This is a genomic window from Actinomadura physcomitrii (assembly GCF_008923205.2).
GTDB classification, from domain to species: Bacteria; Actinomycetota; Actinomycetes; order Streptosporangiales; family Streptosporangiaceae; genus Spirillospora; species Spirillospora physcomitrii.
The window spans coordinates 1-21,815 of the sequence record NZ_WBMS02000021.1 but is presented as its reverse complement, the minus strand read 5'-3'; the positions used below and the strand labels follow the sequence as shown (position 1 = coordinate 21,815).

Sequence of the window (21,815 nt, the reverse complement as noted above, 5' to 3'; positions counted from 1 at the left end):
CATGCGCGTCATCGATCTGTCGTCCTCGGTGGACGCCGCCGGCTGGGAGCCGAACGAGGTCGTGCACGAGGTCATGTCGGCGGTCGAGGGCGCCGAGCACATGGCGACCCGGATGCGGGAGAACTGGGGCGTGGACTTCGACCCGTCTGTGCTCCCCGGCGGCGAGCTGCTCACCCTCGACACGATCACGCTCACCACGCACACGGGCACGCACGTGGACGCGCCGTCGCACTACGGGACGCCCGCGGGCGGCGGGACGGCGCGGCACATCGACGAGATGCCGCTGGACTGGTTCCTGCGGCCCGGGGTGGTGCTCGATCTCACCGACGCGCCGGTCGGCCAGGTCGGCGCGGACCGGCTCCGCCGCGAGTTCGACCGGATCGGCCACACGCCCGAGCCGATGGAGATCGTGCTGCTGAACACCGGGGCGGACCGGCTGGCCGGGTCGCCGAAGTACTTCACCGACTTCCCCGGCCTGGACGGGCCCGCGACCGAGCTGCTGCTCGACCTCGGCGTCCGCGTCATCGGGACCGACGCCTTCAGCCTGGACGCGCCGTTCGGCCACATGATCGAGGCCTACCGGCGGACCGGCGACGAGGCGGTGCTCTGGCCCGCGCACTTCGCCGGGCGCTCCCGCGAGTACTGCCAGATCGAGCGGCTGAGCAACCTCGGCGCCCTGCCGCCGACCGGCTTCACCGTCTCCTGCCTGCCGGTGAAGATCAAGGGCGCGGGCGCGGGCTGGACCCGCGCGGCGGCGCTGATCGAGGACGGCGCGTCATGACGGGCGCCGCGTTCACCCGCAAGGACCTGGTGGAGACCGCCCAGGCGTTCAAACGGACCGCGCTGCTGCGCGCGGCGGTCGAGCTGAAGGTGTTCGACGCGCTCGCCGGCGGGCCGCGGGACGCGGCGGCCGTGGCGGCCGCGGTCGGCGCCGACCCGCGCGGCGTCCGCGTGCTGCTCGGCGCGCTGGCCGCCGTGGGGCTGCTCGGCTCGGACGGCACGGCGTTCAGCCTCCCCGAGGGCGGCGACCGGCTGCTGGTGAGCACCAGCCCCGACTACGCGGCGGACTCCGTGCGGCTGCTCGCCGGGGACGCGGAGTGGGCGGCGCTCGCCGACCTCGCCGGGGCCGTGCGCGGCGGCGGCACGCTGCTGGAGCACGGCGCCGACTCGCCAGCCTTCGCCTACTGGCAGGACTTCGCAGGCCAGACCACCTTCGTCGCCGAGGCCGCGGCCAAGGCGTTCGTCGAGGCGGTGCTGGACGCCGGACCCGGCGACAGCCCGCGCGTGCTGGACGTCGGCTGCGGCCACGCCCTGTTCGGCCTGCGGCTCGCCGAGCGGATCCCGGGGGCGCGGGTCTGGGCGCAGGACGGCGAGTCCGTCCTGCGACTGGCCCGCGGACGCGCCGCGAGCATGGGCCTGGCCGACCGGGTGACCTACCTGCCGGGCGACGCCTTCGACGTGCCGCTCGGCGGCCCGTACGACGTCGTCGTCGCGGCGAACCTGCTGCCGCTGTTCTCGCCGGAGCGGGGCGCGCTGCTGCTCCGCAGGCTCGCCGAGGTGACCGCGCCCGGCGGCCGCGTCATCACCGTGGGGTTCACCACGGGAGAGCGCCCGCCCGCCGCCGAGCACGCGGCGCACATGCTGTCGCTGATGCTGCTCGCCTGGACGCCGGGAGGCGAGGCCCACTCCGTGGCGGCCTACCGGCGGATGTTCGGCGAAGCGGGCTTCGCCGACGTCGAGGTGCGGCCGGTGGGCGGGGCCCCGCTCCATCTCGTCGTGGCCGGGAAAAGCTGAGGAGGACGATCACCATGCAGTTCGCCCCGCTCGGGAACAGCGGGCTCGTCGTGAGCAGGATCGCCTACGGCAACTCCCTCACGCACGGCGACCAGGTGGACGATGAGACCGCGGGCCTCTGCCTGAAGACGGCCCTGGACGCGGGCGTGAACTTCCTGGACACCGCGGACGTGTACGCGGCGGGCCGGGCCGAGGAGGTGCTCGGCCGGCTGATCGCGGGCATGCGCCGCGAGGACCTGGTGATCGCCACCAAGGTCGGCCGGTCCAAGCGTCCCGGGCCGAACGAGGGCCGCCTGTCGCGCAAGCACATCATGGAGTCGGTGAACGCGTCCCTGCGTCGCCTCGGGACCGAGTACGTCGACCTCTACCAGGCGCACCGCTACGACGCGCGGACACCGCTCCGGGAGACGATGCAGGCGTTCGCCGACCTGGTGCGGGCGGGCAAGGTCCTCTATGTCGGGGTGTCGGAGTGGCCCGCCGGGCCGATCCGCGAGGCCGCCGCGCTCGCCGCCGAGCTCGGCGTCCCGCTCGTGTCGAACCAGCCGCAGTACTCGCTGCTGTGGCGTGTCATCGAGCAGGAGGTGGTCCCCGCCTGCGCCGAGGTCGGCCTCTCCCAGGTGGCCTGGGCTCCGCTGGCCGGAGGGGTGCTCACCGGCAAGTACCCGCCCGGCGGCGCGGCGCCGGAGGGGACCCGCGCCGCGAGCAAGGGCGGCGCCATGTCGATCGGGCGGTGGGACTACCTGAACGACATCGTGCTGAGGGCGGTGCACCGGCTCGTGCCGATCGCGGCCGAGGCCGGGCTCACGATGCCCCGGCTCGCGCTGGCGTGGGTGCTGCGCAACCCGGCGGTCGCCTCGGCCGTCGTCGGGGCCTCCCGGCCCGAGCAGCTGACCGAGACCCTCGCCGCCGTGGACGAGGTCCTGGACGACGACCTGGTCGAGCGGGTCGAGGCGGTGGTCGAGCCCGCGGTCCGGCGCGACCCGAGGCTGACCGAGGACCCGCTGGGCCCCGCCTCCCGGCTCGCCCGTTCCGAGGAGGAGGCGTGATGATCGAACTTTCCCACGAGACCACCGTCGAGGCCGCGCCGGACGCGGTGTACGAGCTGATCGCCGATGTCGTCGCCGCGCCCCGCTACTTCCCGCCGCACCTGCACGCGGAGATCCTCGCCGCCGAGGGGGGCCGGGACCTGGTGGAGCGCTGGGTGCTGGACGGCGGCTCTGTCCGCAGCTGGCGGTTCCACCGGGAGGCGGACGAGGCGGCGCGCCGCATCGTCTTCGAGCACGCGCCGCCCAGGCCGCCGCTCAGCCGCCTGCGCGGGGAGTGGACCTTCGAGGAGAAGGGCTCGGGCACGTTCGTCCGCGTGCGCCACACGCTGGAGGCGCCCGCCGGCGCCGCCGCGGCCGCCGGGCGGATCGGCGCGGACCTGGACGGGAAGGTGCCGATGCAGCTGCGGCACCTGGCGAAGCTGGCCGCGGGGATCGAGGGGCTGCGCACGCGGACGGTCGGCTGCACGGTCGAGGTGCGGACGGACGCCCCCCGGCCGGCGGTGTACGCCGCTCTGCTGGACGGTGCGACGAGCGATGCGGGGATCTGGGCGCGGGCCTGCCTTCCCGAGCACACGCTCGCCTACAAGGCGCGCAAGGCAGGGGAGGACGCCCATTCTCTGACGGGCACCTACCGCCTGACGGACGGTACGGTGATCGCGACGCGTGCGGCCGTCCTCGCGGACGGTGCCGATCTCGAGGCGGCGCGGGCCTCGCTGGCGGACGATCTCGACCGGGAACTGGCGTCATTGCCCGGGCGCTGAAGGGCGCTCACGGGTGTGCCGGCGGCCGGCGGAGCCGGCACGGACCCGACTCCCCGCCCTGACCGGGCAGGAGGGTGGGCGTCGGCCGGGCGATTCATATCTGACGCATTTCCTTGACACGTAAAAGCGCCGGATACGAGGGCGGTGCGAAAACGTGAAAATTCAACTTGTTCCGGCTATTCGAATCGGGGTCGAGTTTCCGTCGCCGTCGTGTTGCGTTCTCATCACACTCTGCAGCGCATGATGTGCGGGACGCCGGTCTTGGCATTTGTTCTGTCCGCTACCGGCCAGCCCGCCGAGTAGGCTTGCGCTATGATCAATCCGGTCTTGTGATCTCGGAGGCTGAATCGGCGGGGGGTAATCGCCTTGTGGGCTCTTGAAAATCGTATCGCGATACTCCTGGTCGACGCTCGGACGCTTTTTCGCGAGGCACTCGCCCAGGTGCTTCTCATGGAGGACGATTTCGCCGTGGTCGGTGAGGCAGGGGATCTGGCCACGGCTCTCGCCATCGTGCTCTCGGTGCGCCCGGAGGTGATCCTCGTCGATGCGGAGTTGCCCGTCGAGGAGGTCGCCGACCGGGTGCGCCGGCTGAGGCAGGCGGCGCCCAGAAGCAGGATCATCTTGCTGTCCATGAATGACAATCCGCGTTTTGTTCAGCAAGTATTGTCCCTTGACATCAACGGATATCTGCCCAAGGACACCAATCGCCACGAGCTCGCGAGCGCGATCCGCGGCGTCTACGGAAACGAGGGCAAGATGGTGCTGTCGGTGTCGGCCGACAGCCTGCTGAGCGTCGAGGAGCCCGAGGACGGGCCGCTGTCGCCGCGGGAACGCGAGGTGCTGGAGTTCGTGGCGCAGGGCCTCAGCAACGCCCAGATAGCCTCGCGGCTCTCGATCGTCGAGGGCACCGTCAAGCGCCATCTGCGCAACATCTTCGCCAAGCTCGGGGCCCAGTCGCGGATCGACGCGGTCAACAAGGCGGCGGCCGCGGGGCTCATCTCCGGCACCCGGGGCGATCCCGCCGATCGCCGGTTCGGCGCGGCGGGCGGGGCCGGCGCCAATGTGGCACGGTCCAAAACCGCCCTGAGCCCGCCTCGGGCGGGCTGACCCGGAGCCTCGCGCGGAAGGGCGGAGGCCTGCCCGGGACCAACGTCCCGGGCAGGCCTCCTCTGGCTCGCCCTGGGGGCGATCAGGCGGCCAGCTCTTCGAGGGCGGGGACCAGCGCCGCGGGGGCGGGCATGCCGCGGGCCGCGACGCCGAGCCGGTGTGCGGCCTCGGCATGGCCGGGGCCCGCGAGCAGGGCGCCGAGCCGTTCCGCGAGGACCTTCGGATCGTCCTGCTCCCGCGCGGTGTCGAGCGCCAGCGCGGCACCGGTCGCCACGAGCCGCCGCGCGGTCGCGAACTGGTCGATGATCTGCGGCAGCACCAGCTGCCGCACGCCCGCGTGGCACGCCGTGAGCGAGGTCCCCGAGCCCCCGTGGTGGACGATGGCGTCGCAGCCTTCGAGGAAGCCGGTGAGCGGCGTCGGCGCGACGACCCTGACGTTGCCGGGGATCTCTCCCAGCTCGGCGTGGTGGTCGGTGGCGGCGGTGACGATCGCCTCGACCTCGGGCAGCGTCGCGAGGGCCGCGACGATGCTCTTCAGCAGCGGCACCCCGTTGAGCGCGAGCGTCTGGTTGCCGAGGCTCACGCACACGCGGTGCGCGCGCCCCTTCGGCTCGTGGATCCAGTCCGGCAGCGGGCCGGTGCCGTTGTAGGGGACGGGCCGGATCGGCCGCGCGGCGGGAAGGCCGGGCAGCTGGAGGCCCGGCGGGCAGGGATCGAGGATGAGGTCCGGGTCGGGCAGGCCGTCGTCCAGCCCCAGGCGCTCGCACATCGGCCCCATGAAGAGCTTGACCAGCCGGTCGCCCGCGCCGGTGTAGGGGTCGACGCCCCAGCGGAACTGGAGCGACGGAACCCCCAGCACGGCGCCGACCACCCGTCCGGAGAACTCCATCTGCTCCGACACCACCAGGTTCGGCCGGTACGCCCGGGCGAACTCCAGGTAGTCGTCGAGGTAGTAGGCGACATGGTTGCGCCAGACCTGAGGGGTGCTGTTCAGCTGGTCCGGCGTGGGCTCCCCGAACTCCTGCAGCGGTCGCCGGCCGGGACGCAGCCCGGCTCTGAAGAGGTCGACGGCGTGGAAGCGGTCGCCGAAGACGGCGGTGGTCAGGCCGGCGGCGTGCGCGGCGTCGGTGACGTCGGGCTGCCCGGCGACCACGACGTCGTGGCCCGCCCCGCGCAGCGCCCAGGCCAGCGGCACCATCGGCGTGAAGTGGGTGGCCAGCGGAGTGCTCAGCATCAGGACGCGCATCAGCGCTCCTCCTCGTGACGGGCGGTCGCAGCGAGCGCCTCGAGCCGCGGCACGACCTGCGCGGGGGAGGGCATCTCGTCGGCGGCGGCCTTCAGCTCCGCGGCCGACGCGGCCCGGGCGGGTTCGGTGAGGAGTTCCGTGAGATGCCCGGCCACGACGTCCGGGTCGTCCTGCAGGGCCGCGGACTCGACCGCGATGGCCGCGCCGCTGTCGGCCAGCCGCTGCGCGTTCGGGAACTGGTCGACCATCTGCGGCAGCACCAGCTGCGGCACGCCCATGGCGGTCGCGGTCAGCGAGCTGCCGGCGCCGCCGTGGTGGACGATGGCGTCGCAGGTGCGCAGGAACTGGTTGAGCGGCGTCGGCGGCACGACCCTGACCCGGCTCGGTACCTCCGCCAGCTCCGGGTGGAACTCGGTGGCCGCGGTGACGATGGCCTCGACCCCGGGCAGGCGGGCGATGCCGGCGATGATGTTCTTCAGCAGCGGCATCCCGTTCAGGGCGATGGTCTGGTTGCCGAGGCTCACACAGACGCGGTGCTCCGCGGCGCGCGGCCGGTGGACCCAGTCGGGCAGCGGCCCCGACCCGTTCGACGGGACGGGCCGGATGGGCACCCCCTCGGGCAGGTCGGGCACCTGCAGCTTCGGCGGGCACGGATCGAGGACGAGGTCGGGATCGGGCAGCCCGTCCTCCAGCCCGAGCCGCGTCGAGGCGCCGTGCAGGAACGCCCGCACCGAGCCCGCCGTGGGGCCGCTGAGCGGATCGATGAACCAGCGGTGCGTCACCACGGGCACGCCGAGCACGCCGCCCATCATGCGGCCGGCGAACTCCATCTGCTCGGTGACGATGAGGTCGGGGCGCCAGTCCCGGGCGAACTCCAGATACCGGGGCACCAGGTAGCGGGCGTGGATCTCCCACATCCGCGAGGTCGACGCCAGCAGCTCGGGCGTCGGCGGCCCCATCAGCTCCAGCGGTCGCTTCCCGGCGGGCAGCTTGCGGCTGAAGATGTCGGACGCGTGGAAGCGATCTCCGATCACGACCGTGGCCAGGCCGGCGGCGTGCGCGGCGTCGGTGACGTCGGGCTGCCCGGCGACCACGAGGTCGTGGCCCGCCCCGCGCAGCGCCCAGGCCAGCGGCACCAACGGCGTGAAGTGGGTGGGGAACGGCGTGCTCAGCATCAGTACGCGCATGTGGACTCCTAGCCGGGCCGGACCGGTCACGACCCGGCGAGCTTCTCGAGCTGGGGAACGAGCTGGGCGGGCGACGGCATGGCGCGGACGGCGTCCCGCAGGGCGGCCGCGGCCTCGGCGCGGTGCGGCTCGCCGAGCACGGCGCGCAGGCGGTCCGCGACGATGTCCGGGTCGTCCTGCTCCTTCGGGTCCCGGAGGCTGACCGCCGCTCCCGTGGCGACCAGCCGCTCGCCCGCCAGGTCCATGACCTGGGGCAGGACGAGCTGCGGCAGGCCGGTGGCGAGGGCGGTGAGCGTGGTCCCGGCGCCGCCGTGGTGGACGATCGCGTCGCAGGTGTGCAGGAAGTGCGACAGCGGCGTCGGCGGGACGATCAGGACGTGCTCGGGCACGGTCCCGATCTCCTCGCGGTACTCGGGCTCGGCGGTGACGACCGCCTGCACGTCGGGCAGCCGGCCGAGCGCGGCGATGATGTTCCTCAGCAGCGGCACGCCGTTCAGCGCGAGGGTCTGGTTGCCGAGGCTCACGCACACCCGGCGGCTCTGCGGGCACGGCTCGTGCACCCAGCCGGGCAGCGACCCGGTGCCGTTGAAGGGCACGGGACGGATCGGCTGCGCCGGGGGCAGCTCGGGCAGCTGCAGCTCGGGCAGGGTCGGGTCCAGGATCAGCGCGGGCTCGGGCAGCCGGGCGAGGCCGAGCCGTTCGCACGCCCCGGCGAGCAGTTCCTCGGCCGCCGGGCGCATCGCCGACGCGAGCATGTCCACGCCCCAGCGGTGCTGCACGACCGGGACTCCGAGCGCCCCGCCGATCACCAGCCCGGCGAACTCGAACTGCTCGGACAGGACCAGGTCGGGCCGCCACGACCGGGCGAACTCCAGGTAGCGGGGGAGCAGGTAGCGGCTGTGCAGCACCCATGGCCGGGTGCCGCCGGCCAGCGACTCGGCCGTCGCGGGCCCGAGGATCTGGAGCGGCCGGGCGCCGCCGCCGAGGAAGGGCAGCAGCAGGTCGAGGGGGTGGAAGGACGGTCCGAAGACCGCGTAGTTCATGCCCGCGTCCCGTACCGCGCCGGCGATGTCGGGCTGCCCGGCGACGACCAGCTCGTGACCGGCCGCGCGCAGCGCCCAGGCGACCGGCACCATCGACGCGAAGTGTGTGGACACGGGCGTGCTCAACATGAGGACGCGCAACGCAGGCTCCTAGAGGTGGGGGGCCGAGTCGGGCTCGGTCATGGTCGGCTCGGGCACGTCCGGCTCGCGCTCGTCCGGCTCGCCCGCGTTCACGCGGATGTCGCGGACCAGCACGGCGAGCAGCACGGCGAGCGCGATCATGACGGCGGAGGTGACGAACACCGCGTCCGAGGCGGCGGCGTAGGCGTGCACGAGCCGGTCGCGCACCGGGCCGGACGCCGTGCGCAGGTGCTCGAACAGCGCGTCCTCGTCCGTCGCGCCGACCGACGTGCCGGCGAGCGCGCTCGCGAACCGGGTGTTCAGGATCGCGCCGAGCACCGCGCTGCCCACCGCCGAGCCCAGCGTCGTGGCGAACCGCGCCGCGGTGGTGATCACGCCGAGCCGTTCGGCCGGGGCGGCGGCCTGGGTGGCGAACAGCGCCACCTGCGTGACCCCGCCCACCCCCACGCCGAGCAGCACGAGGCAGCCGTCCAGGAACAGCGGGTCGGTGTCGATCGGGAGCAGGGCGGCGAGCGCGGCGGCCGCCGCGCTGATCAGCGTGGTCGCCACCAGGACGGGCTTGCACCGGCCGGTGCGGGTCAGCACCCGGCCCCAGATCCAGAAGACCAGCGCGATGCCGATCGCCATCGGGACGATGTGCACGACCACCGATCCGGCCGTGTCGTCGCGGATCACCCGCAGGTAGGTGATGACGAACATGGGCAGCGTGAGCAGCGCGAACCCGCCGATGAACTGCAGCGGAGCCAGCAGCCTGAACACCGGGTCGCGGAACACCGACAGCGAGATCAGCGGCTCCGCCGTGGTCGCCTGGCGCACCACGAAGGCGACCGTCAGGGCCAGCCCCACCGCGCCCGGCACGAGCAGCCCGGACGTCGACACGTGCGGTTCCCCGGCCTCCTTGGCGGCGAGCAGCAGCCCGCTCGCGCCGCCGCCGACCAGGGCGGCGCCGATCAGGTCGAGCCCGCGGCGCGGGCCCTTGGGCGGAGCGAGGCGCAGGGACAGGGCGATGAGGGCGAACGCGCCGACGCAGATCGGCAGGTTGACGTAGAAGATCCACCGCCAGGAGAAGCGGTCGCTGAGCCAGGAGCCCAGCGGCGGCCCCGCGACCAGCGAGATCGCGATGAGCAGCCCGCCGATCCCCGCACCGGTGCTGCGTTCCTTGGGCGGGTAAAGGGTCGCCATGACGATGAGGCCCATGCTCATCAGCCCGCCGCCGCCGAGGCCCTGCACCGCCCGGAAGGCGATGAGCTGCGGCATGCTCTGGGCGAACGCGCAGAGCACCGAGCCGAGCAGGAAGACCCCGAGGGCGCCGAGGTAGATGCGCTTCGGGCCGAGGTTGTCGCTGAGCCGCCCGTAGAGCGGCTGCGCGGTGGTCGCGGCCAGCATGTACGCGGTGATCAGCCAGGGGAACTGCCCGACGCCGCCCACCGGATGCAGGTCGGTGAGGATCTGCGGGGCGGCGGCGGCCACGATGCTCTGGTCCAGCAGCGCCAGCACCATCGTCAGCATCATGCCGATGGTGAACAGCAGGACCCGGACCTCGGTCATCCCTGGCGGCAGCGGTCTGTCCTCGCGGACCTCTTCCTCGGCGGGCGCCTTCGCGTTCATCATTCTCTCCGTCCTGCCACCTCGAGGGAGCCGAGCTGTTCCAGGCGGCGGGTGGTCTCGATGGGACTCGGCATGGTCCGTACGGCGTCCGCCAGCCGGGCCGCGGCCGCCGCGGCGCCGGGCTCGTCGAGCAGGCGGCGAAGGCGGGCCGCGAGGACCGCGGGGTCGTCCTGCTCGGCGGCCGTCGCGACGGAATCGGCGACGCCGGCGGCCACGAGCCGGCCGGCGTTGGCGAACTGGTCGGCCAGCTGCGGGAGGACGAGCTGCGGCAGTCCGGCGACCGTGGCGGTGAGCGCGGTCCCGGCCCCGGCGTGGTGAACGATCGCGTCGCAGCCGTCCAGCAGGTGCGCGAGGGGGGTCGGCGGGATCACCGTGACGTTCCCGGCCACCGGGCCGAGGTCGGCACGGTACGCCTCGTCCACCGTGACGACGGCTTCGACGTCCGGCATCCGGGCGAACGCGGCGAGGATGCCGCGCAGCAGAGGCATGCCGTTGAGGGCGAGGGTCTGGTTGCCCAGGCTGACGCAGACGCGGTGGTCGCGCGTGGTCGCGGGCTCAAGGCCGGTCGGGAAGGGTTCCGTGCCGTTCCACGGCACGGGCCGGATCGCCTGCACGCGGGAAGCGGCGCGGGAGCCGGCGGGAGCCGGGCACGGGCAGGGGTCGAGGGTCAGATCGGGCTCGGGCAGCCCCGCCAGATGCTCGCCGTACGGGTCGGCGAACCAGCGGTGCCGCACGACGGGGACGCCGAGCCGCTCGCCGATCCGCACCCCCGCGAACTCCAGCTGCTCGGAGATGATCAGATCGGGCCGCCACGACCGGGCGAACTCCAGGTACGGCGGCAGCATGAACTCCGCGTGCCGGCGCCACACCTTCGCCTCCAGGGCCGCGGTCTCCGCGGTGCCCGGACCCATGACCTGGAGGGGGCGGGTGCCCGGGGGCAGGTGCAGCGCCATCATCGCCGTCCCGCCGTAGCGTTCGCCGATCGGCGCGCCGCACAGTCCGGCCGCCCGCACACCGTCCGCCACGTCCGGCTGCCCGGCGACGATCACCTCGTGGCCGGCCGCCCGCAGCGCCCAGGCCAGCGGGATCAGCGGGGCGACATGCGAGACGAAAGGCGTGCTCAGCAGCAGTGCGCGCATCGGCGATCCTCAGGCGGACGGCGGTGGCCCGGCGGGGCCGGGTCGGTCGCCTCCACCCTGGATCGGCCGATTCGCGTTCTCCTCGGAGACCGCTCAAGTCAGCGCGGTGGGAAGCCGGTTCGGGCAGCCCGCGCCGGTGTTCCGCGCCTGAATTAGGTCCGTTACCTGGGAGCGGGCCATTCCTCGGCCAGGAGCGCGTACGAGAGGCCGTCGAGCCATCCCTTGGTGCGGTGGAGAGAGTCCTTCACCGCGTGCTGTTCGCGGCGCATCCCGACCCGCTCCATCAGCCGCCACGAGGCTTCGTTGTCGTAGAAGCAGTCCGCGTGCAGGCGGCGAAGGCCGAGACTCCTGAACGAGATGTCGATGAGGGCGCGTACCGCCTCGGTGGCGTAGCCCTTGCCGCCGTAGCCGGGGTCCAGCGTCCACCCGAGCTCTCCTTGGACGCCTTTCGCCTGGTCGGCGACCTCCTCCTGGGCCCAGGCGTCCTGGACCTGCAGCGTCAGATCGCCGATCACCCGGCCGTCCAGTTCGACGATGAGCAGGTCCGCGAGCCGCTCCTCGCGGAGGAAGCGCTCGCGGTGCTCGGCGTACGTCGTCGTGGCGGCCATGGTCCATTCGTGACTCTCCGGCAGCCGCCGGTAGGCCCAGGTCGCGTCCAGGTCGTCGGGGGCCGCCCGGCGCAGCAGCAGCCGGTCGGTGGGGATCGGCCAGTCCAGGGTGTCGAGAGGGTGACGCATGGGCTTCATGCTGGCAGAGAGCCGTGGAGACGCACAAAGCAGATAGCGCGTGATCATCGGGGGGTGCATCCGAGCGCACCGCGCGCGTCCCCGCGGCTCGGGGCGGCTTACCGGGGCGGTGGGCGGAGGCCGTCCATCAGGAGGTCCAGCAGGCGGCCGGCCTGGGCTTCGCGAACGGGCCGGGGTGCGACGGTGAAGATGCCGATGAGGGAGGCGGCGATGTCCTCGGCGGTGACGTCGGAGCGGAGGTCGCCCGCCGCGCGGCCCGCGTCGAGGAGCGCGGTGATGGCCGTCAGCAGCTCGGTCCGGGTCCGCGCATGGGTGATCTCACCCGATTCGATCATCGCGAGCAGCGTGTCGAGCATGCCGTTCTTGGCCGCGATCCAGTCCCCGAACAGGTCCATCCAGCGCCGCATCGCCGCGGCCGGGGGGAGCCGGCCGAGCAGCTCGCGGGCGCCGGCCGTCAGCCGCACGACCTGGTCCTGGTAGACCGCGTCGACCAGCGACTCGCGGGTCGGGAAGTGCCGGTAGAGCGTGGCGATGCCGACCCCGGCCTCGCGGGCGATCGCGCGCATCGACGGCTCGGCGCCGGCCGACATGAACACGCGGGTCGCCACGGCGAGCAGCTGGTCGCGGTTGCGGGCCGCGTCCGCCCGTGGTGCGCGGGCCTCCGCGCGGTCAGAAACGGATCGTGTTCCGCTTGTGCTACGGTGCCGCATATAAACGGAGCATAGTCCGTTTCGATGCGTTCTTAAGGAGACAGGCGCATATGCAGGTACAGGGCGAGCAGCCACCCGCGGTCGGCAGGGCGGTCCGGCTGGAATCGTTCGGCGGCCCCGAAGTCCTGGACGTCCGCGAGGTCCCCGCCCCGCAGGCCGGTCCGGGGCAGGTCCGTGTGCGGGTCACCGCGGCCGGCCTGAACCCGATGGACTGGATCATGACCGCCGACGCGGACACCGCCGCCCGGTTCGGCCTGGCCCCGCCCGCCGGGTTCGGGACCGACTATGCGGGAGCGGTCGACCAGGTCGGTGACGGGGTGACCGGCTTCGCGCCCGGCGACCGGGTGTTCGGGGGAGCCCTGTCCCGCGCGGTCGCCGACTTCGTGGTGGTCCACGCGGGCGGGGAGACCGCGGCGGACGAGGCGCACCACACGCCCGACGGCGTCGACGACCGCACCGCCGCCGCCCTCACCATCGCGGGCCGCACGGCATCCGCCGCCCTCGCCGCGGTCGCCCCCGGCCCGGACGACACGGTGCTGATCGGCGGCGCCGGGGGCGGGGTCGGGGTGTTCGCCGTCCAGCTGGCCCGGATCGCGGGAGCGCGCGTGATCGGCACGGGATCGGCGGCATCGGCCGGCCATCTGCGCGATCTCGGAGCCGAGCCGGTCGCCTACGGCGACGGCCTGGCCGACCGGGTCCGGGCCCTCGCTCCCGGCGGCGTCACCGCCGCCATCGACCTGCACGGGGTGGAGACGGTCCACGCCGCACGGCGGCTGGGCGTCCCGGACGGCCGCATCTGCACCATCGCCGCGCAGGTCGACGGGGTGGCGGCGGCCAACGGTGCGAACGCGGCGCCCGGCGCCCTGGAAGAGATCGCCCGCCTGGTCGCGGCGCGCCGGCTGCGGGTGCCCATCGCGGCGGCTTTCCCGATCGGGCAGATCCGCCGCGCGGTCGAGGTCCAGGCCGCCCGGCACGTGCAAGGCAAGGTCGTCATCGACCTCTAGCAGAACACGGCTCCGGCCTTCCTAGTCGGTCGCCGGACGCGGCCTTCGGCAGCGCGTCGGCTCCCCGGACAGGTGCGCCACCGCGTCCGTCCAGGCGATGGAGCCCGCACCGAGCAGATCGCGGACGATCTCGACGACCATGAGCGGCCGGCCGCCGGCCTGCCGGAGCAGGGCGAGGAGGTCCTCGCCGGGTGCTGCGCCGAGCAGGTCGCGGGCCATCCGGGCGACGGCGTCCTCGGGCAGGCGGCCCAGGCGCATCGTGCGGGCGCCCGCGGCGGCGAGGCCGTCGACGACCGCCTGGGCTCAGCACCCGGACGGCGGAGGCCTCCGCGATGGCCTGCGCCTCCCTGGCGAGGCGGCTCCTGCCGATGCCCGGAACGCCTTCGAGGAGCAGGACGGCTCCGCGACCCCCGTGCAGCCGCGCGATCCGGCCGGCCAGGTCGGAGACCTCGGCGACCCGCCCGTACAGCTCGAACTCGCCCCTGCGCGGGTCCGCCCCGCGGCCGTGCACCGCGAAGCCGGCGGCGGGGCCGGACGCGCGCCCCGCGCCTCGGAATCGCCTCCGCGCCATCCCTTCGACACCATGTCCCCTCCGTTCGCCGTGTCGGCGAGCCTCTCGCCGACACGACGAACACTCGCCGGACGCGCACGTCGTCCGCATCAGGGGGACCCTGGCCGGGATCCCCGGGGAACGGCCGACGCGGCGCTTGGCCGGCGCACGCGGGGCGCGCGGCTCCGAGGACGTTCTCGCTGGTGACCCCTCGTCCTCGCCGCGCCCGTGATGGCCGGGCTCCCAGATGCCCGCTGCGAACCCGACGTATCGGGCGTCCGGTGTCACAGATCGGGCCGCTGCCCTGTCTTTCAGCCCGACCGCACGGTCCTTCAGTGAGGCCGCACGGACTCAAGGCAACCACGGGAGCGAGACCATGCCGCCGGCAGACGCCAGAAACCGGATCCGGATCCGGATGACCGCCCGCGCGATCGACGAGCCGCACCGCACCGCGACCCAGCTCGAGCTGCTGTTCGACCTCACCTTCGTGGTCGCGGTCGCGGCCGTGACCGCCCAGTACGCCCACCACATCCCCGATGGGCGCGCCCTGTCCGGACTCGTCCCGTTCCTCCAGGTCTTCTTCGCCATCTGGTGGGCGTGGATGAACTTCACCTGGTTCGCGTCGTCGTACGACACCGACGACGCGCCCTACCGGCTGCTGACCATGGTCCAGATGGCGGGCGTCCTGGTCCTCGCCGCCGGCGTACCGGCGGCGGCCGACCACGGCGACTACCGGGCCGTCGCGGTCGGCTACATCATCATGCGGATCGCCCTCGTCGTGCAGTGGGTGCGCGCCGGTGTCGAGGACCCGGCGGGCCGCCGCACCGCTCTGCGCTATGCCCTCGGCATCGCCGTCGCACAGGCCGCCTGGATCCTGTGGCTCGTCTCGGCGGAGGCGGGCGTCCTGCCGCCGGCGGCTCAAGAGCCGTGCTTCGTCGCGCTGGCCCTGCTGGAGCTCGCGGTGCCGCGGTGGGCGGAACGCACCAGCCCCACCAACTGGCACCCGCACCACATAGCCGAACGTTACGGCCTGTTCACGATCATCCTGTTCGGCGAGAGCGTCCTCGCCGCGTCCAACGGAGTCGCCGGAGCGCTCGAGGACGCCGAGATCAGCCGGCGGCTGGTCGTCATCGCCGGGTCCGCCCTCGTCCTGCTGTTCGTGCTGTGGTGGCTGTACTTCCTGCTGCCCGCCGGCGAAGGGCTCGACGACCGCCGCCGCCTGTCCTACCTGTGGGGCTATGGCCACTACGGCGTCTTCGCGAGCCTCGCCGCGCTCGGTGCCGGGCTCGAGGCGGCGGTCGGGCAGACCGGCCGCGATGCCGAGGCCTCGCCGATCGCGATCTGCTACGCCATGGCGATCCCGACGGCGGCGTTCGTCCTGCTGCTCTGGATCGTCCACGCGCCCCTCTTCGCGAAGCCGGCGCTGCGTCCCCGCGCGGTGCTGCCCGGCGCCACCGCCATCCTCCTCCTGCCGCTCGCGGCACCGCGGATCGGAGTCGTCGCGTTCGTCGCCGTGCTCGCCGCCGTCTGCGTCCTGCTGACCGCCGTCACGATCGTCGGCGGTCGGGGCGGCGCCTCGCGCCGGGCGGCCAAGACGGCTTGGACGGCCGACGAGCGCACCGGATAAGCCGGATCAGTGCGAGCGGCCGGCGTCCAGGCGCTCCCAGGCGGCGTCCCAGAGCCGGTCGCGTTGCCGGTCGTAGCGGTACCGGACCAGCAGGTAGGCGGCCAGGAGCGGCAGGCCGGCGGCGGTCGCCGCGCCGAGACCCGCGCCGACGGCCTCGGCGACGGTCCGGGTGTGCCGCCGCGGTGCCACGTCCGACACCCCGGCCGGATCCGCCCACAACCTCAGATGCTCACCCGCGGCGGCCTGGTACGAGGTCTCGTAGGAGTCGATCCGTGATCGCCCGCCCGCTTCGCGCCACATCACGGTGACGCGGTGACCGGACGGAAGCTCGTCCACCTTCAGCACGACGGCTGGCCGGTGCCTACCCGAAGACCGGCGGCCCGTACGCCTACGCGCGGAAGGCGTTCGGCGACTTCGTCGGATTCCAGACCGCGTGGGGCTACTGGATCGCGGTGTGGGCGGGGAACGCGGCGATCACGGTGGCGTTCGTGGGCTACCTCGCGCACTTCTGGCACGCGCTGGGCGACGACAAGGTACTGGCCGCCTGCGTGGGGGTGGCGACGATATGGCTGCTGACCGCGATGAGTACGGCCCGGACCCGGACCTGCCCGACACCCCCGAACCCCCCGTCCACGCCGCCTGAAGGGATCGAGCGGGCCGCGAGGGCAGGCCTCCGCCGGCGGAGCGGACCGCCCCTGACGACCGGCCCGCGGGGCGGCGGGCCGGTCACCGCTCACGGGCCGCCTCCCCGCCGTCCCGGAGCCGCGGCGCGCCGTTTCTTCGGCCATTCCAAAATAACTTCAAGTAAATATTCTGTGCCCATCAGGCCTCGAATTATCTTCCTCCACGAGACCGTCGCGCGACCCGAGCAGGAAACGGATTCAGTGCGCCTTTCTCGGTCGGCCGGTCCGGGTCGCGACCCCGTCTTCCGCACGTCCGCCGTGCCTCTCCGCCGACACAGCGTGCACGCGCCGTCGCGGTGGCCGTCGGCGCGCCGCCCGGTCGGTTCCCCGCCGTCTTTGGGGCCGTGGAGGGGATGCGGACGTTCGCATCTCGATATAGTCAGGGCCTTATCGGCGGGTCTTGATCGAGGTCGGACGGAAGTGGCATTCTGGCAGAATGCGCCCGATGGCCGCTGACCTGGCTGCGCCGACGGGTCGGTGCTGAACGGGAGCATTGAGGGGCATGGGGACGCTGTCGGCGCGGACGCCGCTGCTGAATCGGCACCGAGAGCGTGCCGAACTGGACGGCCTGCTGGGGGACGTGCGCGCCGGACGCGGCCGGGCTCTGGTGCTGCGCGGAGAGGCGGGCGTGGGCAAGTCGGCCCTGCTGCGGCACACGGTGGGGCAGGCGTCCGACATGCAGGTGGTCCGCACCGCGGGGACGGAATCGGAGATGGAGCTGGCGTTCGCCGGCCTGCATCTGCTGCTCACGCCGCTGCTGGACCGGATCGAGAAGCTGCCCGTCCCGCAGCGCGACGCGCTCGCGGTCGCGTTCGGGCTGCGCGAGGGGGACGCGCCCGACCGGTTCATGATCGGGCTGGCGGTGCTGACCCTGCTGGCGGAGGCGGCGGAGGAGCGCGCCCTGCTCTGCGTGGTCGACGACGCGCAGTGGCTGGACCAGTCGTCGGCCCAGGTGCTGGCGTTCGTCGCCCGGCGGCTGCTGGCCGAGCCGGTGGGGCTGATCTTCGCGGCGCGCGAGCCGGGCAGGCAGTTCCACGGGCTGGTGGATCTGGAGGTCCGCGGCCTGGCCAGGAAGGACGCGCAGGCGCTGCTGCGCTCGGTGGTCCGCTTCCCGCTGGACGAACGGATCAGGGACCGGATCCTGGCCGAGACGAACGGCAATCCGCTGGCACTGATGGAACTGCCGCGCGGGCTGAGTCCCGCGCAGCTCGCGGGCGGGTTCGGGCTGGTGGAGGCCCGGGCGGTGCCGGCGCGGGTCGAGGAGGGCTTCCGCCGGCGGCTGGCGGCGCTGCCCGCCGAGACCCGGTCGTTCGTGCTGGTCGCCGCGGCCGAGCCGACCGGCGACCCGGTGCTGATCAGGCGCGCCGCCGGGCATCTCGGCCTCGCGGGTTCCGCGGTGGAGCCCGCGGAGTCCGACGGGCTGCTGGAGATCGGTGCGTGGGTGCGGTTCCGCCATCCGCTGGTGCGGTCGGCGGTGTACTCGGCCGCGTCGCCGGCGGAGCGGCGGGCGGCGCACGGCGCGCTGGCGGAGGCGACCGATCCCGCGTCCGATCCCGAACGCCGGGCCTGGCACCGCGCGTACGCGGCGCTGGAGTCCGACGAGTCGGTGGCCGGGGAGCTGGAGCGGCTGGCCGGCCGGGCGCAGGTCCGCGGCGGCATCGCGGCGGCGGCGGCGTTCCTGAGGCGCGCGGCCGAGCTGACGCCCGATCCGGCCGCGCGCGGGGCGAGAGCGCTGGCCGCGGCCCAGGCCGCGTTCGACGCCGGCGCCCCGGACATGGCGCTCGAACTGCTCGTCTCCGCGGAACTGGGCCCGTTGACCGAACTCCAGAGCGGGCGGGTGGCCTGGCTCCGGGCCCAGATCATCCTCGCGCGCAAGCGCGGCGGCGACGCCCTCGAGCCGCTGCTGGAGGCGGCCGGCCGGCTGGCCCGGGTCGATGCGGCGCGGGCACGCGAGGCCTTCCTCGACGCCCTGGGATCGGCGGTCTTCGCCGGCAGGCTCGGCCGGCCCGGCCTGCTGCGCACGGTGGCCGAGGCCGCGCGCACCGCGCCCGCGGGACCGCTGCCGGCGCGGCCGGCCGACGCGCTGCTCGACGGCCTGGCGGCACGGTTCACCGAGGGCTTCGGCGAAGGGGCGCCGCGGTTGAGGCCCGTGCTGGAGGCGTTCCGGCGGGAAGCCCGGCGCAGTCCGGACGACAACATGCGCTGGCTCTGGCTGACCTACCTGGTCGCCGCGGACATGTGGGACGACCGGACCCTGCACGAGCTGGCCGAGTCCGCGGTCCAGGCGGCTCGCGAGGTGGGAGCGCTCCACTTCCTTCCCCAGGCCCTCACCTACCGCGCCGCGGTGCACGTCTACGCCGGCCAGTTCGACGCGGCGGCCACGCTGGTCGAGGAGTCCGACGCGATCCTGAAGGTGACCGGCAACTCCTACTTCGGTTTCGCCGTCAACCTGCTCCGGGCCTGGCGCGGAGGAGCCGAGGCGCCGGCGCAGCTGGAGGCCGCCGCCGAAGCGGCGGGCGCCTGGGGCGAGGGGCGGGCGATCAGCCTGTGCCTCTACATGAACGCGCTGGTGCACAACGCCTACGGCCGGTACCAGGACGCCCTGGACTATGCGGAACGGGCGTGCGGGCACGACGATCTGGGGGTCACCGGGTTCGCTCTCATCGAACTGGTCGAGGCGGCCGCCTACGGCAAGGAGACCGAGGCGGCCGCGGCCGCGCTGCGGCGGCTCGAGGACCGCACCGCCGCCGGCGGCACCGACTGGGCCCTCGGCGTGCTCGCCCGGTCGAAGGCGCTGCTCGCCGACGGCGAGGCCGCCGACTCGCTCTACCGGGAGGCCATCGAGCGGCTCCAGCGCAGCCGCGTCGCCGTGTACCTCGCCCGCACCCATCTGGTGTACGGGGAATGGCTGCGCCGGCAGAACCGGCGCCTCGACGCGCGGGAGCAGCTGCGTACCGCCTACGACATGCTGGACAACTTCGGAGCCGCGGCCTTCGCCCAGCGTGCCCAGCGCGAACTCAGGGCCACCGGCGAGACCGTCCGCAAGCGCACCGCCGGCGCACCCGGCGGTGGCCTCACCGCTCAGGAGGGGCAGATCGCCCGGCTGGCCCGGGAGGGCCTGTCGAACCCGGAGATCGGTGCCCGGCTCTTCCTCAGCCCGCGCACCGTCGAGTACCACCTGAGCAAGGTGTTCACCAAGCTCGCCATCACCTCCCGCCAGCAGCTCGCGGAGGCGCTGCCCGACGCGGCCCACGACCGTGCGTGAGCCGGTGTGGGCCGGTCATTTCCTGTTACCCGCGAGCGACTTCGCGCGCAGGACCATTTCCATTTCGAACTTCCAGTCCGCGTCCTCCATGTCGTCGCCGAACAGATCGTGCAGGCGCCGCAGCCGGTACCGCACGGTCTGCGCATGGACGTGCAGCGACTCGGCGATCCTGGGGACCCTGCCGCCGGTGACGATCCACGCGTGCAGGGTCTCGGTCAGCCGCGCGCGCTGGGGCGGCTTCAGCGTGGCGAGCGGTTCGTCGAGACGCTTGGCCATGAGGGCGATCACGTCCTCGTTGCGGAAGAGGACCAGCGTCGGCAGTTCGTCGGAGCACAGCACGTACCGGTCGAAGGCGATGATGCCCCTGCGCATCAGTGATAGCGTCTGCAGCGCCAGGCGATGCGAGACCGCGGCGCGCGCGAGCGGAACGCTGGGGCCGATGGCGAAGGGGGAGCCCCGCAGCGCGCGGGCGAGCATCTCGTGCCGTCCCGGCGCGTCCGGATCCGGGACGACGAGGCAGGCGTCCTTGCGGGTGAGGTCGGCGAGCACGTCCTCGGCGACGGCCGGCGGCAGGTGCGGCTCGGCCCGGTCGTCAGGGGCGACCGCGACGCAGGCGACCGTGGCCGGTATCCGCCACCGCGCCTCGTGGGCCAGGTCGGCGAGCGTGTCCGCCTGCTCCGCGTCGAGGCCGGCGAGCACGAGCTCCAGGAGCTTGCCGCGGATCGCCGTCAGCCGGTCCGCGCTCTTCCTCCCGGCCTGGGCATGGCCCTGGACCGAGTGCTCGGCGAGTTCCTCGACGTAGGCGAAGACCGCCTCGGCGAGCCGGGACATCGTCTCGGCGGACCATCCCGCGCGCCGGCCGGCCTCGGCGATGCGCCGCCACGCGACCCGGGCCCCGACCCGGTAGGCGGACTGCAACGCGTCCAGCCCGGTTCCGGTCCGGTAGGCCTCCCGGCCGATCCGCCGGTAGACCCTTATCCCCTGATCGCTTGTGCCCCGGGGGTTCGCGATCTGATCGATGAACTGGTGCAGCGTGCGCTCGACGGCCGCGACGACACGGCCGTGCGAGGTCCTTTCGGGCAGCTCGCCGAAATCGCCGACGGATCCGCGGATCTCCCTGACGATCTCGACGGCGAGCGACGGCACCTCGGGGCCGAGCGCCGCCGCCAGGTCGGAAGGGGCGTCGCCGGCTTCGCGGAGCGCCGTCCGGAACGTTGAGACGGTGACTGTGCTGGCAGAGGCCATGTAACGGACTCCCTCGCAAAGCGCGGAGGCCGGGAGCGGGCCTCCGGCGGGCGACCCGGTCGGGTGCGGACTCGGGCGGACCCAGCGGCGATGGTGGGGCGGTACCAGGCGGCTGCGTTCCACAGGCCCGGGTGGGGCCTCGACCTGCGGAACGGCTTGAGGGGGGTGGGGTCGGTGTTCCGCGGATCGACGCTTGCGACTCCGGAGAGCCGGCCTGATCGATTGAGAAGGTACTTCTCGCGAGCGAAGCATAGCATTTCCAATTCAAGATCATCGAAGGCGGCGGATCTCGCCGCGGGCGGGGCGCGCCGGCGCATGCTCCCCGACGTGCAAGGCGCCTCGGGGCAGGTCAACGCCGAGCAGGCGAGACGGCCGCTCTCGGTATTGCGATATTTCGAATGCGAGAATAATATTCTCGCACCTCGCAGCATGAATCTTCGCTGAGCGGTCTCGGACCCGTTGGACGGCACGAGCGGCCGCCCCTCGTGCGGTGGCTCACCCGGTCGCCGCACTGGGCGGACGGGCGCCGGCCGCAGGAGAGCACCCCCTCCTCCGCAGAAAGGGAACCGGTGGCGAAACCCGAACACGTCCATGGCTCCCACGGCCGGCCGCGTACGCGCCCCATCCGCCGCCGGATCGGCCTGCTGCTGGTCATCCCGCTGGCCTCGCTGGTCGCCATCTGGTCGTTCTCCGCGGTCACGGCGCTGACCTCCGCGCTGCACCGGCTCGATTTCGGCACCGCCTACGACCGGGTCGGCGGCCCCGCCGGCGCCATGATCGGCGAGGTGCAGGCGGAGCGCGCCGCGGCCGTGACGGCGCTGAGGACGCGGAGCGGCGAGGACCTGGAGCGCTTCCGGGACGCCGGTCCGAAGACCGACGCGTCCATCGGCGCCTTCCGGTCCCAGACGCTGTC

At 73.6% G+C, this 21,815-nt stretch carries 19 protein-coding genes and 1 pseudogene; 10 read left to right on the top strand and 10 right to left on the bottom strand.

The genetic code is table 11. From position 1 onward, the window contains the following. Position 1 precedes the first annotated feature (1 nt). The 5 genes from F8568_RS25315 to F8568_RS25295 all read left to right on the top strand — a co-directional run bounded on the left by F8568_RS25315 (position 2) and on the right by F8568_RS25295 (position 4,708). The gene (locus F8568_RS25315) at positions 2 to 781 is read left to right on the top strand and encodes a cyclase family protein (RefSeq protein ID WP_151596192.1); all 780 of its coding nucleotides are present in this window, start codon (positions 2 to 4) and stop codon (positions 779 to 781) included. Beyond that, complete coding sequence (locus F8568_RS25310) at positions 778 to 1,794, top strand: class I SAM-dependent methyltransferase (protein WP_151596191.1); 1,017 nt, start codon at positions 778 to 780, stop codon at positions 1,792 to 1,794. The genes F8568_RS25315 and F8568_RS25310 overlap by 4 nt, the downstream gene beginning before the upstream one ends. Positions 1,795 to 1,808: 14 nt before the next feature. Beyond that, the gene (locus tag F8568_RS25305; protein ID WP_151596190.1) at positions 1,809 to 2,840 is read left to right on the top strand and encodes an aldo/keto reductase family protein; all 1,032 of its coding nucleotides are present in this window, start codon (positions 1,809 to 1,811) and stop codon (positions 2,838 to 2,840) included. Continuing rightward, positions 2,840 to 3,601 carry an SRPBCC family protein gene (locus tag F8568_RS25300; RefSeq protein WP_151596189.1) on the top strand — a complete coding sequence of 254 codons (762 nt, stop codon included), beginning with the start codon at positions 2,840 to 2,842 and terminating at the stop codon, positions 3,599 to 3,601. Before F8568_RS25305 ends, F8568_RS25300 begins: the two co-directional genes overlap by 1 nt. Before the next feature lie 366 nt (positions 3,602 to 3,967). Beyond that, the gene (locus tag F8568_RS25295) at positions 3,968 to 4,708 is read left to right on the top strand and encodes a LuxR C-terminal-related transcriptional regulator (RefSeq protein WP_268896376.1); all 741 of its coding nucleotides are present in this window, start codon (positions 3,968 to 3,970) and stop codon (positions 4,706 to 4,708) included. 82 nt (positions 4,709 to 4,790) lie between these two features. Here the strand turns inward: F8568_RS25295 and F8568_RS25290 are convergent, their stop codons facing one another. From F8568_RS25290 to F8568_RS25260, 7 genes are all read right to left on the bottom strand, one after another. Further along, positions 4,791 to 5,954, bottom strand: a complete 1,164-nt coding sequence (locus F8568_RS25290) for a nucleotide disphospho-sugar-binding domain-containing protein (RefSeq protein ID WP_151596188.1) — start codon at positions 5,952 to 5,954, stop codon at positions 4,791 to 4,793. Beyond that, positions 5,954 to 7,141: a nucleotide disphospho-sugar-binding domain-containing protein gene (locus F8568_RS25285; RefSeq protein WP_151596187.1), complete on the bottom strand. Its 1,188-nt coding sequence runs from the start codon at positions 7,139 to 7,141 to the stop codon at positions 5,954 to 5,956. The genes F8568_RS25290 and F8568_RS25285 overlap by 1 nt, the downstream gene beginning before the upstream one ends. A 26-nt stretch (positions 7,142 to 7,167) precedes the next feature. Further along, positions 7,168 to 8,298 (bottom strand): nucleotide disphospho-sugar-binding domain-containing protein, encoded by a 1,131-nt coding sequence (locus F8568_RS50595; protein ID WP_202125326.1) that lies wholly within the window; start codon positions 8,296 to 8,298, stop codon positions 7,168 to 7,170. 36 nt (positions 8,299 to 8,334) lie between these two features. Beyond that, positions 8,335 to 9,936, bottom strand: a complete 1,602-nt coding sequence (locus F8568_RS25275) for an MFS transporter (RefSeq protein ID WP_151596185.1) — start codon at positions 9,934 to 9,936, stop codon at positions 8,335 to 8,337. Then, positions 9,933 to 11,072 (bottom strand): nucleotide disphospho-sugar-binding domain-containing protein, encoded by a 1,140-nt coding sequence (locus tag F8568_RS25270; RefSeq protein ID WP_151596184.1) that lies wholly within the window; start codon positions 11,070 to 11,072, stop codon positions 9,933 to 9,935. Before F8568_RS25270 ends, F8568_RS25275 begins: the two co-directional genes overlap by 4 nt. Before the next feature lie 161 nt (positions 11,073 to 11,233). Further along, a complete protein-coding gene (locus tag F8568_RS25265; protein ID WP_151596183.1) occupies positions 11,234 to 11,809 on the bottom strand; it encodes a GNAT family N-acetyltransferase in 576 nt (191 codons plus the stop codon). Between the two features lie 107 nt (positions 11,810 to 11,916). Beyond that, on the bottom strand, positions 11,917 to 12,528 hold the full coding sequence (locus F8568_RS25260) for a TetR/AcrR family transcriptional regulator (RefSeq protein ID WP_151596182.1): 612 nt from the start codon (positions 12,526 to 12,528) through the stop codon (positions 11,917 to 11,919). 50 nt (positions 12,529 to 12,578) lie between these two features. Between F8568_RS25260 and F8568_RS25255 the strand changes: the two genes are divergently transcribed. Continuing rightward, positions 12,579 to 13,532: an NADP-dependent oxidoreductase gene (locus tag F8568_RS25255; RefSeq protein ID WP_151596181.1), complete on the top strand. Its 954-nt coding sequence runs from the start codon at positions 12,579 to 12,581 to the stop codon at positions 13,530 to 13,532. Between the two features lie 21 nt (positions 13,533 to 13,553). On the opposite strand, the gene F8568_RS25250 is transcribed toward F8568_RS25255, so the two are convergent. Further along, the gene (locus F8568_RS25250; RefSeq protein WP_151596180.1) at positions 13,554 to 13,790 is read right to left on the bottom strand and encodes a hypothetical protein; all 237 of its coding nucleotides are present in this window, start codon (positions 13,788 to 13,790) and stop codon (positions 13,554 to 13,556) included. A 668-nt stretch (positions 13,791 to 14,458) separates the two neighbouring features. Here F8568_RS25250 and F8568_RS25245 point away from each other — a divergent pair. Further along, complete coding sequence (locus F8568_RS25245) at positions 14,459 to 15,709, top strand: low temperature requirement protein A (protein ID WP_151596179.1); 1,251 nt, start codon at positions 14,459 to 14,461, stop codon at positions 15,707 to 15,709. Positions 15,710 to 15,715: 6 nt separating this feature from the next. Here F8568_RS25245 and F8568_RS25240 read toward each other — a convergent pair whose 3' ends face one another. Continuing rightward, on the bottom strand, positions 15,716 to 16,045 hold the full coding sequence (locus tag F8568_RS25240; protein ID WP_151596178.1) for a hypothetical protein: 330 nt from the start codon (positions 16,043 to 16,045) through the stop codon (positions 15,716 to 15,718). A 14-nt stretch (positions 16,046 to 16,059) separates the two neighbouring features. Between F8568_RS25240 and F8568_RS51135 the strand changes: the two genes are divergently transcribed. Next, positions 16,060 to 16,848: an amino acid permease gene (locus F8568_RS51135; protein ID WP_202125333.1), complete on the top strand. Its 789-nt coding sequence runs from the start codon at positions 16,060 to 16,062 to the stop codon at positions 16,846 to 16,848. Between the two features lie 46 nt (positions 16,849 to 16,894). Beyond that, positions 16,895 to 19,657 (top strand): helix-turn-helix transcriptional regulator, encoded by a 2,763-nt coding sequence (locus F8568_RS25230; RefSeq protein ID WP_151596177.1) that lies wholly within the window; start codon positions 16,895 to 16,897, stop codon positions 19,655 to 19,657. Positions 19,658 to 19,672: 15 nt separating this feature from the next. Here F8568_RS25230 and F8568_RS25225 read toward each other — a convergent pair whose 3' ends face one another. Next, positions 19,673 to 20,902 carry a PucR family transcriptional regulator gene (locus tag F8568_RS25225; RefSeq protein ID WP_160573756.1) on the bottom strand — a complete coding sequence of 410 codons (1,230 nt, stop codon included), beginning with the start codon at positions 20,900 to 20,902 and terminating at the stop codon, positions 19,673 to 19,675. 569 nt (positions 20,903 to 21,471) lie between these two features. Between F8568_RS25225 and F8568_RS25220 the strand changes: the two are divergent. Beyond that, positions 21,472 to 21,815, top strand: a pseudogene (locus F8568_RS25220) (hypothetical protein); the annotation flags it as partial.

Coding starts and splice junctions, on each gene's coding strand:
- F8568_RS25255 (WP_151596181.1), top strand. CDS start 12,579: ATGCAGGTACAGGGCGAGCAGCCACCCGCGGTCGGCAGGGCGGTCCGG.
- F8568_RS25305 (WP_151596190.1), top strand. CDS start 1,809: ATGCAGTTCGCCCCGCTCGGGAACAGCGGGCTCGTCGTGAGCAGGATC.
- F8568_RS25300 (WP_151596189.1), top strand. CDS start 2,840: ATGATCGAACTTTCCCACGAGACCACCGTCGAGGCCGCGCCGGACGCG.
- F8568_RS25265 (WP_151596183.1), bottom strand. CDS start 11,809: ATGCGTCACCCTCTCGACACCCTGGACTGGCCGATCCCCACCGACCGG.
- F8568_RS25285 (WP_151596187.1), bottom strand. CDS start 7,141: ATGCGCGTACTGATGCTGAGCACGCCGTTCCCCACCCACTTCACGCCG.
- F8568_RS25245 (WP_151596179.1), top strand. CDS start 14,459: ATGCCGCCGGCAGACGCCAGAAACCGGATCCGGATCCGGATGACCGCC.
- F8568_RS25260 (WP_151596182.1), bottom strand. CDS start 12,528: ATGCGGCACCGTAGCACAAGCGGAACACGATCCGTTTCTGACCGCGCG.
- F8568_RS25315 (WP_151596192.1), top strand. CDS start 2: ATGCGCGTCATCGATCTGTCGTCCTCGGTGGACGCCGCCGGCTGGGAG.
- F8568_RS25225 (WP_160573756.1), bottom strand. CDS start 20,902: ATGGCCTCTGCCAGCACAGTCACCGTCTCAACGTTCCGGACGGCGCTC.
- F8568_RS25275 (WP_151596185.1), bottom strand. CDS start 9,936: ATGATGAACGCGAAGGCGCCCGCCGAGGAAGAGGTCCGCGAGGACAGA.
- F8568_RS25270 (WP_151596184.1), bottom strand. CDS start 11,072: ATGCGCGCACTGCTGCTGAGCACGCCTTTCGTCTCGCATGTCGCCCCG.
- F8568_RS25230 (WP_151596177.1), top strand. CDS start 16,895: ATGGGGACGCTGTCGGCGCGGACGCCGCTGCTGAATCGGCACCGAGAG.
- F8568_RS25250 (WP_151596180.1), bottom strand. CDS start 13,790: ATGCGCCTGGGCCGCCTGCCCGAGGACGCCGTCGCCCGGATGGCCCGC.
- F8568_RS25310 (WP_151596191.1), top strand. CDS start 778: ATGACGGGCGCCGCGTTCACCCGCAAGGACCTGGTGGAGACCGCCCAG.
- F8568_RS25290 (WP_151596188.1), bottom strand. CDS start 5,954: ATGCGCGTCCTGATGCTGAGCACTCCGCTGGCCACCCACTTCACGCCG.